This is a genomic window from Corynebacterium sp. P4-C1 (genome assembly GCF_030503595.1).
GTDB lineage: Bacteria > Actinomycetota > Actinomycetes > Mycobacteriales > Mycobacteriaceae > Corynebacterium.
Genome location: NZ_CP129966.1, coordinates 2,094,067 through 2,108,466 on the forward strand (window position 1 = coordinate 2,094,067; position 14,400 = coordinate 2,108,466).

The following is a 14,400-nucleotide window of genomic DNA, read 5'->3' on the forward strand; positions in this document are numbered from 1 at the left end:
TCGCCTTTGTGGTGGGTGTTTTTTGTGGAGAGTTTGATCCTGGCTCAGGATGAACGCTGGCGGCGTGCTTAACACATGCAAGTCGAACGGAAAGGCTCCTGCTTGCAGGGGTACTCGAGTGGCGAACGGGTGAGTAACACGTGGGTGATCTGCCCTGCACTTCGGGATAAGCCTGGGAAACTGGGTCTAATACCGGATAGGACCATCGTTTAGTGTCGGTGGTGGAAAGTTTTTCGGTGCGGGATGAGCTCGCGGCCTATCAGCTTGTTGGTGGGGTAATGGCCTACCAAGGCGTCGACGGGTAGCCGGCCTGAGAGGGTGTACGGCCACATTGGGACTGAGATACGGCCCAGACTCCTACGGGAGGCAGCAGTGGGGAATATTGCACAATGGGCGCAAGCCTGATGCAGCGACGCCGCGTGGGGGATGACGGCCTTCGGGTTGTAAACTCCTTTCGTCAGGGACGAAGCGAAAGTGACGGTACCTGGATAAGAAGCACCGGCTAACTACGTGCCAGCAGCCGCGGTAATACGTAGGGTGCGAGCGTTGTCCGGAATTACTGGGCGTAAAGAGCTCGTAGGTGGTTTGTCGCGTCGTTTGTGGAATACCGCAGCTTAACTGCGGGGTTGCAGGCGATACGGGCATAACTTGAGTGCTGTAGGGGAGACTGGAATTCCTGGTGTAGCGGTGGAATGCGCAGATATCAGGAGGAACACCGATGGCGAAGGCAGGTCTCTGGGCAGTAACTGACGCTGAGGAGCGAAAGCATGGGTAGCGAACAGGATTAGATACCCTGGTAGTCCATGCCGTAAACGGTGGGCGCTAGGTGTGAGTCCCTTCCACGGGGTTCGTGCCGTAGCTAACGCATTAAGCGCCCCGCCTGGGGAGTACGGCCGCAAGGCTAAAACTCAAAGGAATTGACGGGGGCCCGCACAAGCGGCGGAGCATGTGGATTAATTCGATGCAACGCGAAGAACCTTACCTGGGCTTGACATACACCGGATCGCTGCAGAGATGTAGTTTCCCTTGTGGCTGGTGTACAGGTGGTGCATGGTTGTCGTCAGCTCGTGTCGTGAGATGTTGGGTTAAGTCCCGCAACGAGCGCAACCCTTGTCTTATGTTGCCAGCATTTGGTTGGGGACTCATGAGAGACTGCCGGGGTTAACTCGGAGGAAGGTGGGGATGACGTCAAATCATCATGCCCCTTATGTCCAGGGCTTCACACATGCTACAATGGTCGGTACAACGCGCAGCGACACTGTGAGGTGGAGCTAATCGCTGAAAGCCGGTCTTAGTTCGGATTGGGGTCTGCAACTCGACCCCATGAAGTCGGAGTCGCTAGTAATCGCAGATCAGCAACGCTGCGGTGAATACGTTCCCGGGCCTTGTACACACCGCCCGTCACGTCATGAAAGTTGGTAACACCCGAAGCCAGTGGCCCAAACGTGTTAGGGAGCTGTCGAAGGTGGGATTGGCGATTGGGACGAAGTCGTAACAAGGTAGCCGTACCGGAAGGTGCGGCTGGATCACCTCCTTTCTAAGGAGCTTTTTGTGTGGTTTACAGTTGTAGGCCCATTTTTTGTTGGTTGAGTGCCCGTGTGTGGTGCTGCTGACGTTTTTTTGATAAATCCAGGTGGATGCACACCGCGCGCGTGGATGCGTGTGTGGGGTGTGTTGGTTGCATGAACCTGTTGTGGCTGAGCAAAAAATGGTGATTGTTGGTGCACTGTTGGGTGTCTGGGGCAGCACATGGTGCCCGCACTGTATGCGTTTGTGTGTGGTGTGGGTGGTTGTTCCTGGTTGGCTCACTGGTTGCTGGCTGGTCGTTGTGGCTGGTTGGTGGTGGTGGGTGTGGTGTGTGAGAACTGTATAGTGGACGCGAGCATCTTGTTTTTTTGTTTGTGTGTGTTTTTTGATTGTTTGTGTGTTGGGTTATTCGTGTGTGTGTTTGTTGTTCAAGGGCGCATGGTGGATGCCTTGGCATGCTGAGCCGATGAAGGACGTGTGAGACTGCGTTAAGCCTCGGGGAGTTGTCAACAAAGCGTTGATCCGAGGGTGTCCGAATGGGGAAACCTGGCCGTGGTTATGTGCGGTTACCTGTTAGTGAATGCATAGCTGGCAGGGGGTGACGCCGGGAAGTGAAACATCTCAGTACCGGCAGGAGAGGAAAATAATAATGATTCTGCTAGTAGCGGCGAGCGAACGTGGATGAGGCTAAACCGTGTGCGTGTGATACCTGGCAGGGGTTGCGTGTGCGGTGTTGTGGGGTGTAGCTGGTCGTGTTCTGCCAGATACGTCTGCGTGGTGTGTGTGTAAGCGGAAGTGGTCTGGGATGGCCCACCGGAGTAGGTGAGAGTCCTGTACGTGAATGTGCATGTGCCTGTGGTGGCTATGTTTGCCCCGAGTAGCAGCGGGCTCGTGGAATCTGCTGTGAATCAGCCGGGACCACCCGGTAAGCCTAAATACTCAGTGTGACCGATAGTGGATTTAGTACCGTGAGGGAATGGTGAAAAGTACCCCGGGAGGGGAGTGAAATAGTTCCTGAAACTGTGTGCCTACAATCCGTCAGAGCACCTCAAAGTGTGTGATGGCGTGCCTTTTGAAGAATGAGCCTGCGAGTCAGCGGCATGTCGCGAGGTTAACCCGTGTGGGGTAGTCGTAGCGAAAGCGAATGCTAATTGTGTGTTTTTAGTGGCATGTCCTGGACCCGAAGCGGGGTGATCTACCCATGGCCAGTGTGAAGCAGCTGTAAGAGGTTGTGGAGGCGCGAACCCACGTAGGTTGAAAACTGCGGGGATGAGCTGTGGGTAGGGGTGAAAGGCCAATCAAACTCCGTGATAGCTGGTTCTCCCCGAAATGCATTTAGGTGCAGCGTCGCGTAGGTGTGCCGGAGGTAGAGCTACTGGTTGGTTGAGCGGGACTATCATCTTAGCAATGTCAGCCAAACTCCGAATGCCGGTTACATGTGTGCGCGGCAGTGAGACTGTGGGGGATAAGCTTCATAGTCGAGAGGGAAACAGCCCAGATCGCCGGTTAAGGCCCCTAAGGGTGTACTAAGTGGAAAAGGATGTGTAATCGCGAAGACAGCCAGGAGGTTGGCTTAGAAGCAGCCACCCTTGAAAGAGTGCGTAATAGCTCACTGGTCGAGTGGTTGCGCGCCGACAATTCAGTGGGGCTCAAGTACACCGCCGAAGCCGCGGCAGTATTTTTGTACTGGGTAGGGGAGCGTCGTATGTGGGGTGAAGCACGATCGTAAGGGCGTGTGGACTGCATGCGAGTGAGAATGCAGGCATGAGTAACGAATGATACGTGAGAATCGTATCCGCCGAATGACTAAGGGTTCCTGGGTCAAGTTCGTCTTCCCAGGGTGAGTCGGGTCCTAAGGCGAGGCCGACAGGCGTAGTCGATGGTCAACGGGTTGATATTCCCGTACCCGTATACATGCGCCCAATGATGAACCGGTGATACTAACCACCCTGACCATCTGCCAAGGTGATCTTTGATCATCAGGTGGGTGTGATGCGTGGGGCCTGATCTGTAGTAGTCAAGTGATGGGGTGACACAGATTGGTAGCTACGCCACTTAGTGGATTGTGGTGCAAGCGTGCGGCACGGCACCTAGTTAAATGCGGGTGCCAAGTGTGCGAGGCGTGATGCGTAACCCGAATGGGGTGATGGTAGTGATCCTATGCTGTCGAGAAAAGCCTCTAGCGATGTATGTGTACGGCCCGTACCCGAAACCGACACAGGTAGTCAAGTAGAACATACTCAGGCGGTCGGGTGAACTGTGGTTAAGGAACTCGGCAAATTGCCCCCGTAACTTCGGGAGAAGGGGGGCCACAACCGGTGATCCACCCATGCGTTGGTGAGCTGGTTGGGGTCGCAGAAAAGAGAGGGAAGCGACTGTTTATCAAAAACACAGGTCCGTGCGAAGACGGTTAAGTTGATGTATACGGACTGACGCCTGCCCGGTGCTGGAAGGTTAAGAGGACCTGTTAGGACTTTGTGTTCGAAGCGGAGAATTTAAGCCCCAGTAAACGGCGGTGGTAACTATAACCATCCTAAGGTAGCGAAATTCCTTGTCGGGTAAGTTCCGACCTGCACGAATGGCGTAACGACTTCCCTGCTGTCTCAACCACAGGCCCGGTGAAATTGCACTACGAGTAAAGATGCTCGTTTCGCGCGGCAGGACGAAAAGACCCCGGGACCTTCACTATAGCTTGGTATTGGTGTTTACTGCGGTTTGTGTAGCATAGGTGGGAGACTGTGAAGCGCTCACGCTAGTGGGTGTGGAGTCGGCACGTGAAATACCACTCTGACCGTAGTGGATGTCTTAACCTTGGCCCATGATCTGGGTTGGGGACAGTGCCTGGTGGGTAGTTTAACTGGGGCGGTTGCCTCCCAAAGAGTAACGGAGGCGCCCAAAGGTTCCCTCAGCCTGGTTGGCAATCAGGTGTTTAGAGTGTAAGTGCACAAGGGAGCTTGACTGCGAGACTTACTAGTCGAGCAGGGACGAAAGTCGGGACTAGTGATCCGGCACCTACTTGTGGATGTGGTGTCGCTCAACGGATAAAAGGTACCCCGGGGATAACAGGCTGATCTTCCCCAAGAGTCCATATCGACGGGATGGTTTGGCACCTCGATGTCGGCTCGTCGCATCCTGGGGCTGGAGTAGGTCCCAAGGGTTGGGCTGTTCGCCCATTAAAGCGGCACGCGAGCTGGGTTCAGAACGTCGTGAGACAGTTCGGTCTCTATCCGCCGCGCGCGCAGAAACTTGAGAAAGGCTGTCCCCAGTACGAGAGGACCGGGACGGACGTACCTCTGGTGTGCCAGTTGTTCCGCCAGGAGCACCGCTGGTTGGCTACGTACGGAAGGGATAACCGCTGAAAGCATCTAAGCGGGAAGCCTGTTTCAAGATGAGGTTTCATAGGTTCCCTATAGACGATGGGGTTGATAGGCCAGATCTGGACGCACCGCAATGTGCGAAGGTGACTGGTACTAATACACCAACCAACAAACACCACTAGTTGAACCCACCACGACAAATAATCGTCGGGAACACAACAACAAACAACAACAACAAATGCCGCGTCCACTATGCAGTATCTGACGCACCACACACCACCTGCGTGTGTGTGGCCAACAACAGATAACTCAATACCCGCAACACCACCATGTTGCGACCATGACAAACCCCTACAGGTGTGTCGGTGGTTGATAGCGGTGGGGAAACGCCCGGTCCCATTCCGAACCCGGAAGCTAAGCCCACCCGCGCTGATGGTACTGCACCCGGGAGGGTGTGGGAGAGTAAGTTACCGCCGACCAAAAACTACACAACAAACCCCCGAGGACCAGTTCAACAAACGAACCAACCCCCCGGGGGTTTTCGCATGCCAAAAATACGTTTCGTAGAATGGGCGAAGTTGGTTAGAGGCCGGAGATAGGGAGCGGGTTTCGTGGGTAGGCATTCGGTTGAGGGGAGCGTCGATAAGCGGAATGCTCCCGCGGCTCGCGCAGTGACTTTGGTGAAAACCTACGGCTCCGGCGACACAAAGGTCACGGCTCTGGATGGTGTGAGCGTGGAATTTGCGCGCAAGGAGTTCACCGCGATTATGGGGCCGAGCGGTTCGGGCAAATCGACGTTGATGCACACGATGGCTGGCTTGGACTCCTTCGATTCCGGCTCGGTGGAGATCGGTGAGACGGATCTGGCGGCCCTGAACGAGAAGCAGTTGACGGCGCTGCGCCGCGATCGGCTCGGCTTCATTTTCCAGTCTTTCAACCTCGTGCCCACGCTCACGGCGGAGGAGAACATCACCTTGCCGACGGATATCGCAGGTGGCCGGGTCGACCGCGAGTGGTTCGAGGAGATCACGCAGCGCCTCGGATTGTCGCACCGTCTCGGGCACCGTCCCAGCGAGCTCTCCGGTGGCCAGCAGCAGCGTGTGGCGTGCGCGCGTGCCTTGGTGTCGCGCCCGGAGATCATTTTTGGCGACGAGCCGACGGGCAACCTTGATTCTAATTCCTCGCGCGAAGTGCTGGACATTCTGCGCACGGCTGTGGATCGCGACGGGCAGACCGTCGTGATTGTCACGCACGATGCTCGCGCGGCGTCCTACGCCGACCGTGTTGTCTTCCTCGCGGACGGCAATATCGTCAATGAGCTGCGGAACCCTACGATGGAGGAGATCCTCGCAACGATGAACGGCATCGAGGGCTGATGGCGGGCGCAATGACCAAGGTGTCTGTGCGCAATCTTCGCGCGCACAGGCTTCGCCTCGCTCTCACGGTGCTGGCTGTGGTGCTCGGCACCGCGTTCATTTCGGGCTCGTTGATGTTCACGAACATGCTCGAGCGAACTTTCGATTCAGCGGTAGCAAGCGAGTACGACGCCGTCGATGTGGCGGTCAAGCCCGCTGAGGGCAAACAGGTGCTGCCGGTCGAGGTACGTAACGAGTTCGCGGCTGATCCGCAGGTGGACCGCGTCAATATCGACGGTTCCGAGTTGGTGGTCGTGGCGGATGCCGGCGCTAACGCGATCCAGACGGGCGGCGGCGAGTCCCGCGTGGGGCTCTACTACCCCGACGACCAGATTGTGGGCCAGCCGTTCCAGATCACGGACGGCGCGGCCCCGTCGAAAGTGGGGGAGGCGCTGCTGAACGCCGCGGGGGCGGAGCACTACGGCATCGCTGTCGGCGACGAAGTGATCGTCGCGGACGCGGAGGGCCGCAACACGATGAGGGTCACTGGCCTGTACACGGATGAGCTCGACCAGGGCATGTCGCTCATGCTCAAAGTGCCGGAAAGCGCGTTTGTGGAGTACTACACCGACGGCAAGTACGTGCCTGGTCTCACGCTCACTGCAGCGGACCCAACGACGGGGCAGCAGCTCGCCGAGCACGTGTCCGCGCAGCACAGCGACCTCACCGTCAAGGAAGGCTCCGTGCTTGCCGACGAGCTGTCCAAGCAAGTCCGCGATGCTCTCAGCTTCATCGGGTATTTCCTCACCGCCTTCGGTCTTGTCGGCCTGTTGGTGGGAACGTTCCTGATCGCGAATACGTTCTCCATGATCGTTGCGCAGCGCACGAAGGAGTTCGCGCTGCTGCGTGCGCTGGGGGCGTCGAAGGGCCAGATCACTCGTTCGGTCGTGGCGGAAGCGTTGATTGTCGGGGTGCTGGGGTCGGCGTTGGGCGTTGTCGCTGGCGCTGGTCTCGTCGCCGTTATCCGGGCGGTGATGGATTCCCGCGGGATGGGCTTGCCGGGTGCCGGTTGGGGTCTGTCCGCGGGGGCTGTTGTAGTGCCGGTTGTTGTCGGCGCCGTTGTGACGGTTCTGTCCGCATGGGCGCCGGCGAGGCGTGCCGGCCGGGTCCAACCGGTGGAAGCGATGCGCTCGGGCGAGTCGGCCGCGCCGCAACCGCTCGTGGCGCGCACCGTCGTGGGGGTGATGCTGCTCGCGGCCGGCGGCGGTCTGCTTGCGTGGGGCGTGATGTGGGAGGACGGCTCGACGGGCCGTCGAGCCGCGCTGGTCGGCGCGGCCGCGGTGCTCGTGATCGTGGGGCTGTTCCTCGCTGGTCCGGCGCTCTCGCTGCCGGTCGTCCCGGTGCTCGGGCGCATTGCGGGGGCTCCGTTCGGGGCGGTCGGTTCTCTGGCCGCGACGAACTCGAAGCGCAATCCGCGACGCGCCTCAGCGACGGCATTCGCGTTGATGCTCGGTGTCGCGCTGGTCACGGCGATCGGCATGCTCGGAGCGACGATGGAACGCTCAGTCGACGACGTGTTGGAAAACGAGGTCGACGCGGAGATGGTCCTCTACGGCCCGCAGTTGGGCGCGTTCCCGATCCCGAACGACTTGCCGGACAGGATTCCAGGCGTCGAGGGCGTGGGTGAAACTGTCACCTACACGCAGTCGCGGGTGACGGTGAACGGGGAGTTCGGCAACCAGTTCGGCCCGGTCGGTGCTACAGATGTCGTCGAGGGGGACCCCGGCAAGCTGGTCAAGCTCAGCATGACGGAAGGCACGTCTTCGCTTATCGACGGCGGCGTTCTCCTCCCCGCCTCCCTCGCCGCCGAGAAGAATGTCTCCGTCGGCGACTCCGTGACCCTCGCGATGCCGGGGTGGGCAGGCGCCCCGGAGACCCAGGCGACGGTGAAGGGATTATTCGAGGACTCGAATATTTTCTCGTCGTGGGTCGTGTCGCGGAAGTCGCTGGAGCAGATCAAGTCGCCGGAGAGCTTCAAGGTGCTCATGGTCGGCGTGAACGGTGACGGGACAGTCACGGAGGACGAGCTGCGCTCCCGCCTCGAGGATGCGGTGCACGACGACATTGTGGTGCAGGTCCGCTCCCCGGAGGATCTCGGCGGGGAAGCCCAGCAGATGATCAACCAGATGCTCTACATCCTCTACGCGTTGCTGTCCTTGGCGGTGGTGATCGCGGTGCTGGGCATCATCAACACGCTGACGTTGTCGGTGATTGAGCGCCGCCAGGAGATCGGCATGCTGCGCGCGGTGGGCACCCAGCGCGGCCAGGTGCGCACCATGATCATTCTGGAGTCGGTGCAGATCGCGGTCTTCGGCGCGCTTTTGGGTGTCGGGGCTGGCCTGCTGCTGGGCTGGTCCTTCCTGACTGTCTTGGCAGACAAGGGGCTGGAGAGTATGGCCTACCCGTGGTCGATGATCGCCGGCATGCTCGCCGCCTCCGTCGTCGTCGGTATTGTAGCGGCGCTCCTGCCTGCCCGGCGCGCGGCGAAGACTCCGCCGCTGGACGCCATCGCGGAATAGGACCTGGACCAGCCGGATCAGCCGGACCAGCGCGATCCGCCGGATCAGCCGAATCAGAACGCCGGAATCACCCGCAGGCCGTACTTGAGACCGAACCAGGCGGCGGCGATGCCGACGGCGCAGGTGATCAGTACGTAGCGCGTGAGCGGCCACCACTGCTTCTTGCTGATCATCCCGCCCATTTCCTTGGCCATCGTGGACAGGGTGGACACGGCCCCACCGAAGCCGGCGCCGAGGAACGCCGGCCACATCACCGGCATGGCGGCAGAGAAACCCAGGACAGCGGAGCCGACGACATTCGCGGCGAATGTGCCCACTGTTCCGGGCAGGGCCTCGCTGAGCGCCCAGCGGGTGAGGCCGCCGAGGAAGGCACCGAAGCCGACGAGCACGAACAGCATGAAAATAGTGAGCGCCCCGTCGCCGGTGCTCAACGCCTCCAGCAGGTGGGATCCGACGACACCGTCCGGGCCTTGGAATTGGGGAGTGCGGGGAGTCGGGTGGGTCATGGGGCTACCTCGGGTGAGCGGCGGCGTCGAAAAGCGTCCCCGAGCTCCCACGCCGCGACCGCGACGAGCATGGTGCCGGCCATGTAGATGAGCGCCACGTAGGCGCTGGACTGCATCGCCAGGAACGACACGGCGGAGAAAGTGGTGAAGCCGCCGATCATGCCGCGGCCCCAGAACGGGCCCGGGTCGAAGCGGCCCATGAGGAAGCAGCCGATGAAGTTGATCACGAAGACGACGATGATCTCCGACGGCGGTTCCGGTGCCATCAGCGGCGTGAACGCGAAACGGGCGAGCGCGCCGAATGAAGCGCCGAACCCGATCGCGAGACCGTCCTTGAGTGCTGAACCAACCACATGGTCACGGTAGCTCACCCTCCGCGCACCCCGCGAATGCGGTTGCCGTGGCGGGAGCCCGGAAGACGGGGGAAGATGGGAAGCGGAGACACCCCGACCGACTGACTGCGACGGACCGCAGAGGATTAACCACAGAGGATTAAGGAGTACCCCCATGGCGCACACGAGGGCTGGCCAACCAGCACTTCCCCAGGACTTGATCGATATCGCGGAGGTGGTCACCGCCTACTACACGCGCGATATCGACGCCGCCGATCCGGACCAGCAGGTGTCCTTCGGCACGTCGGGGCACCGCGGGTCCAGCCTGGACAACGCGTTCAACCAGCAGCATATCTGGGCGACGACGCAGGCGATTGTGGACTACCGCCGCGAGATTTCGATCGGCGGGCCGGTCTACATCGGCCGCGACACGCACGCGCTTTCGGAGCCGGCGATGGTCTCCGCTCTCGAGGTCCTCATCGCCAACGATATCGCAGTGCTTGTCGACGCCGCCGGGCGCTACACGCCGACCCCCGCCGTCTCCCACGCCATCCTGGCGCACAACGCGAAGTTGTCCGGTGGCGTGACCGGCACGGACCCGAAGCGCGCCGACGGCATTGTGATCACACCGTCGCACAATCCGCCGCGCGACGGCGGCTTCAAATACAACCCACCGTCGGGCGGTCCGGCCGACACCGACGCGACGGACTGGATTGCCAAACGCGCGAACGCCTACCTGGCTGGCGGCCTCGAAGGCATCAACCGCACCCCGGTCAGCGGCGTGCTTGACGACCGGGCTGGCAAGCACCCGTTCATGGACAACTACATCGCGGATCTGCCGAATGTTCTGGATCTCGACGCGGTCCGCTCTGCCGGCCTGCGCATCGGTGCCGACCCGATGGGCGGGGCTAGCGTCGACTACTGGGGTGCGATCGCCGACGCCCACAAGCTCGACCTGACGGTGGTGAACCCTGAGGTGGACGCGACGTGGCGGTTCATGACGCTGGACACCGACGGCAAGATCCGCATGGACTGCTCCTCGCCGAATTCCATGGCGAGCCTGGTGGCAGGCCGCGACAAGTACGACATCGCCACCGGCAACGACGCGGACGCGGACCGCCACGGCATCGTCACCCCGGACGCCGGTCTGATGAACCCGAACCACTACCTCGCTGTGGCCATCGAGTACCTGTTCAGCCACCGCGACGGCTGGGGCAGCGGCACTGAAGTGGGCAAGACCCTGGTGTCTTCGTCGATGATCGACCGCGTCGTGGCCTCCCTCGGCCGGACGCTGGTGGAAGTGCCAGTCGGCTTCAAGTGGTTTGTGCCCGGTTTGATCGACGGCTCCATCGGCTTCGGCGGCGAAGAGTCCGCCGGCGCCTCCTTCCTGCGCAAAGACGGTACCGTGTGGTCGACCGACAAGGACGGCCTGATCATGGATCTGCTCGCCGCGGAAATCACCGCCGTGACAGGGAAGACGCCCTCGCAGCGCTACGCCGAGCTGGAGCAGGAATTCGGCGCTCCCGTCTACGCCCGTACCGACGCTGAGGCGAACCGTGAGCAGAAGGCCATCTTGAAGAAGCTTTCCCCGGACCAGGTCACCGCGACCACGCTGGCCGGCGACGAGATCACAGCCAAGCTCACCGAGGCCCCCGGCAACGGCGCCGCCATCGGTGGGCTAAAGGTCACCACCGATAATGCCTGGTTCGCTGCCCGCCCATCCGGCACGGAGGACAAGTACAAGATCTACGCCGAATCCTTCAAGGGCAGGGAGCACCTCGAGCAGGTGCAGAAGGAAGCCCAGGACGTCGTTAGCGGAGTGCTCGGCAACTAGCCTCCGGGCGGGGTGACCGAGACCTCACAGCTTTTGTCTTACTCACGGCCAACCGGGTGGGCTACAGTCATTGAGGTGACAACAAAGCATGACACCAAGGTTGACGAGGCAGCGCTGACGGAGGAAGAAGCTCTGGACGGGGCGGGGGAGACGTCGACAAGCGGGCGCGTACTCGACGTGTTCTCCGCGCTGGCGCGCTTCGGGCTGGCGGCCGTGTGGATTTTCGCGGGCGCGACGAAGCTCGGCAACCACATGACCGTGACGCAGAGCATCGAAGCCTACGAGATCTTCACTCCGTACTGGTCGAGCCTGCTCGCCAGCATCATCGGTCCCGCTGAGCTCGCCGGCGGGCTCATCCTGCTGCTGGGCATCAAGATCCGTCCTGCGGGCTGGGTGTCGTTCGGCGTGCTCGTGCTGTTCGTCATCGGGCTTTCGTCCTCGTACAGCCGCGGCCTGCAGATCGACTGCGGCTGTTTCGGACCCGATCCGGACAGTGCCGGCGGCGACCTGCTGTGGGCGATCGCCCGCGATGTAGGCCTGATCGCCGTGACGTTGTTCATGATCTACCGTCCGTTTAAGAAATTCGCGCTGTACCCGTAGACTTTCCGGGTGAAACAGCTCGCCCCCGAGAACATAAGGTGATTCACTGTGAGTTCCTCTTCCAAGCCCACGACCACGAAGGGCTCGACGAAGGTCGCTAACCCCAATTCCTCCGGCGGCAAGGGCTTCTGGTGGGCCCTCGGCGCACTGATTCTCATCGGCGCCCTGGTGATCGGTTTGATCGTCTACAACGGTCGCGGTGCGCGCGCCGACCGCCTCGCGGAGAATATGGAGAATGTCGACGGAGTCACCATGGAGTTCTCCGATAACACCATCACCCTCGCGGGCGAGAACGCCGACGGGGCCAAGGAAGCGAGCCTTTACGAGGACTTCGCCTGCCACTACTGCGCGGACCTGGCCACGAAGTCGGACGCCGAGATGCTCGAGAAGATCAAGTCCGGTGAGCTGAAGGTGCACATCCACCCGATGGTCTTCCTCGACGGGACTGGCCAGAAGTACAACAAGGGCTACTCCACGCAGGCCTTGGCGGCGACCCTCGCGCTGGCCGACAAGGGCGATGTCGCGGCGTACTGGAACATGCGCAAGGTCCTCCTCGAAGAGCAGCAGAGCCTGTATTCGAGCTCCGACAACAACTCCCTGGCTGACACGGCGAAGGACTTCGGTGCCTCCAAGGACGCCGTCCAGGCGATCCGTGACGGCGAGTACGAGGACAAGGCGAAGGAGCTCGGCGAAGCTAATGAGAAGGACCTCGTCGACAAGACCGGTGAGCTTTCCTCCCCGCACGTGCTTGTCGACGGCAAGGATGTCGAATCCAACCCCCTCGAAAAGTGGATCGACGACCTTCTCGCTAGCTAAAACCCTGGCAGCGGGCGATTTTGGTCTCGCCTGCCCGCCGGTGTATATTTAGCAAAGTCGCTCGGCGGACCGCACAGCCCGAAAGAGTCAGCGTCCGCCGGAAGCTACGGGGCTATGGCGCAGTTGGTAGCGCACCACACTGGCAGTGTGGGGGTCACGGGTTCGAATCCCGTTAGCTCCACCAAGATGGAAACCCAGCCGGAAGGCTGGGTTTTCGCATTCCTGTCATCCGGTTCTGCTGTCTTCGCCGCGACGGGAACCGGCTCGGCCCAGTACCGTGGGGGCCATGGACGAACTGCAGTTCCACGAAATTGATTCTCCGCTCGGGCGAATCGGGTTGGTGGTGTCTTCGGCGGGGGTGGCGAAGGTGCTGTTCGAGTCCGACGGCATCGATGCTGAGCGTGAGCGCATCGGGGCAGAGGCCGTAGTCCCGCTGGCGGCGCACCAGCTGGCCGAGTACTTCGCGGGGCAGCGGCGTGAGTTCACGGTGCCGCTCGACTACCGCTTCGCCACCGGTTTCCGCTCTGACGTGCTCCGCGAATTGGCCCGCGTCCCGTACGGGCACACCACCACGTACAAAGAGCTGGCGGCGAAGGTAGGGAACCCGAAGGCTGTGCGCGCGGTCGGGGGAGCGTGCGCGAATAATCCGCTGCCGCTGCTCGTGCCGTGCCACCGGGTGCTGCGTGCGGATGGGGGCTTAGGCGGCTACCGGGGCGGCTCCGAGACGAAACGGTTCCTGCTCGAATTGGAGGGTGCCGATGTCTAATGCAGACGTGTTCGTGAAGCACGGAAGCGCTCCGGGGGCCGCGGCGGCCGAAGCAGCCTATCTGCGCTGGCTGCGGGAAGGCTCCCGCGCGGTTGTGGAGGTCCTCGACCTCGACGAGGAGGCGAACACGGTCACGATCGAGCGCGTCGCCAGCGCCCGGCCCACCGCCGCTGCCGCAGCGGAAGCAGGCCGCGAGCTCGCCGCGATTCACGCGATGGGCGCGGACGCGTTCGGGGCGCCGGCGGACGGCTGGGAGGGCCCGAATTTCATCGGCCGTGCCGAGCAGGAATGCACGCCGACGGCGCGGTGGGCGGAGTTCTACACCGCGCAGCGGGTCATGCCGTTCGCGGAGAAGGCCCACCGCAGCGGGAATCTCGGTGCGGAAGGGTTGGACACGGTCAAGCGGGCGTGCGAAGCGCTCGTCGCCGAGGACGAAGACGCGCCTCTCGCGCGCATTCACGGCGACCTCTGGGCCGGCAACCTGCTGTTCTCCACCACCGGCCCGCGGTTCATCGACCCGGCGGCGCACGGCGGCCACCCGCTCACCGACATCGCGATGCTCGAGCTCTTCGGCGCACCGCACCTAAGCGCGCTTATCGACGGCTACCTCGCCACCGGAGCCACCCTCGGCAGGGGCTGGGACACCCGCATTCCCATCCACCAGCTCCACCCGCTCGCAGTCCATGCCTACACGCACGACCCGAGTTACGGATCCGCCCTGGTCCGCGCTGCGGAGGAGACGTTGCGCACCATCGGTTAGGCCACGCG

The 14,400-nt window shown here is 61.6% G+C and carries 9 protein-coding genes, 1 tRNA gene and 3 rRNA genes; 11 read left to right on the forward strand and 2 right to left on the reverse strand.

The window, feature by feature from the left end; all coding sequences use genetic code 11:
• Positions 1 to 21: 21 nt before the first annotated feature.
• From QYR03_RS09910 to QYR03_RS09930, 5 genes are all read left to right on the forward strand, one after another.
• Positions 22 to 1,537, forward strand: a 16S ribosomal RNA gene (locus tag QYR03_RS09910).
• 408 nt (positions 1,538 to 1,945) lie between these two features.
• Positions 1,946 to 5,021: ribosomal RNA gene (locus QYR03_RS09915) — 23S ribosomal RNA — on the forward strand.
• 184 nt (positions 5,022 to 5,205) lie between these two features.
• A 5S ribosomal RNA gene (rrf, locus tag QYR03_RS09920) occupies positions 5,206 to 5,323 on the forward strand.
• The 16S, 23S and 5S rRNA genes sit together here, the layout of an rRNA operon.
• A gap of 132 nt (positions 5,324 to 5,455) precedes the next feature.
• Positions 5,456 to 6,220 (forward strand): ABC transporter ATP-binding protein, encoded by a 765-nt coding sequence (locus QYR03_RS09925; RefSeq protein WP_301713417.1) that lies wholly within the window; start codon positions 5,456 to 5,458, stop codon positions 6,218 to 6,220.
• An 11-nt stretch (positions 6,221 to 6,231) separates the two neighbouring features.
• Positions 6,232 to 8,778, forward strand: coding sequence for an ABC transporter permease (locus QYR03_RS09930; RefSeq protein ID WP_301713418.1), 2,547 nt, complete (start codon positions 6,232 to 6,234; stop codon positions 8,776 to 8,778).
• 53 nt (positions 8,779 to 8,831) lie between these two features.
• On the opposite strand, the gene QYR03_RS09935 is transcribed toward QYR03_RS09930, so the two are convergent.
• Both QYR03_RS09935 and QYR03_RS09940 read right to left on the reverse strand, forming a co-directional pair.
• Positions 8,832 to 9,284, reverse strand: a complete 453-nt coding sequence (locus tag QYR03_RS09935) for a CrcB family protein (protein ID WP_259851861.1) — start codon at positions 9,282 to 9,284, stop codon at positions 8,832 to 8,834.
• Positions 9,281 to 9,637 (reverse strand): CrcB family protein, encoded by a 357-nt coding sequence (locus QYR03_RS09940; protein WP_259851860.1) that lies wholly within the window; start codon positions 9,635 to 9,637, stop codon positions 9,281 to 9,283. Before QYR03_RS09940 ends, QYR03_RS09935 begins: the two co-directional genes overlap by 4 nt.
• Before the next feature lie 154 nt (positions 9,638 to 9,791).
• Here QYR03_RS09940 and pgm point away from each other — a divergent pair, with 154 nt between their 5' ends.
• The 6 genes from pgm to QYR03_RS09970 all read left to right on the forward strand — a co-directional run bounded on the left by pgm (position 9,792) and on the right by QYR03_RS09970 (position 14,392).
• Positions 9,792 to 11,450, forward strand: coding sequence for a phosphoglucomutase (alpha-D-glucose-1,6-bisphosphate-dependent) (gene pgm, locus QYR03_RS09945; RefSeq protein WP_301713419.1), 1,659 nt, complete (start codon positions 9,792 to 9,794; stop codon positions 11,448 to 11,450).
• A 132-nt stretch (positions 11,451 to 11,582) separates the two neighbouring features.
• Positions 11,583 to 12,050, forward strand: coding sequence for a MauE/DoxX family redox-associated membrane protein (locus QYR03_RS09950; protein WP_301713437.1), 468 nt, complete (start codon positions 11,583 to 11,585; stop codon positions 12,048 to 12,050).
• Positions 12,051 to 12,098: 48 nt separating this feature from the next.
• Positions 12,099 to 12,866 carry a thioredoxin domain-containing protein gene (locus tag QYR03_RS09955; protein ID WP_301713420.1) on the forward strand — a complete coding sequence of 256 codons (768 nt, stop codon included), beginning with the start codon at positions 12,099 to 12,101 and terminating at the stop codon, positions 12,864 to 12,866.
• Between the two features lie 108 nt (positions 12,867 to 12,974).
• Positions 12,975 to 13,050, forward strand: a tRNA-Ala gene (locus QYR03_RS09960).
• A 102-nt stretch (positions 13,051 to 13,152) separates the two neighbouring features.
• Positions 13,153 to 13,632: a methylated-DNA--[protein]-cysteine S-methyltransferase gene (locus QYR03_RS09965; protein ID WP_301713421.1), complete on the forward strand. Its 480-nt coding sequence runs from the start codon at positions 13,153 to 13,155 to the stop codon at positions 13,630 to 13,632.
• Positions 13,625 to 14,392, forward strand: a complete 768-nt coding sequence (locus QYR03_RS09970) for a fructosamine kinase family protein (RefSeq protein WP_301713422.1) — start codon at positions 13,625 to 13,627, stop codon at positions 14,390 to 14,392. Before QYR03_RS09965 ends, QYR03_RS09970 begins: the two co-directional genes overlap by 8 nt.
• The last annotated feature ends 8 nt before the right edge of the window (positions 14,393 to 14,400 follow it).

Excerpts from the sequence above, each read along its gene's own strand:
- QYR03_RS09930 (WP_301713418.1), top strand. The coding sequence starts at position 6,232 with ATGACCAAGGTGTCTGTGCGCAATCTTCGCGCGCACAGGCTTCGCCTC.
- QYR03_RS09965 (WP_301713421.1), top strand. The coding sequence starts at position 13,153 with ATGGACGAACTGCAGTTCCACGAAATTGATTCTCCGCTCGGGCGAATC.
- pgm (WP_301713419.1), top strand. The coding sequence starts at position 9,792 with ATGGCGCACACGAGGGCTGGCCAACCAGCACTTCCCCAGGACTTGATC.
- QYR03_RS09970 (WP_301713422.1), top strand. The coding sequence starts at position 13,625 with ATGTCTAATGCAGACGTGTTCGTGAAGCACGGAAGCGCTCCGGGGGCC.
- QYR03_RS09935 (WP_259851861.1), bottom strand. The coding sequence starts at position 9,284 with ATGACCCACCCGACTCCCCGCACTCCCCAATTCCAAGGCCCGGACGGT.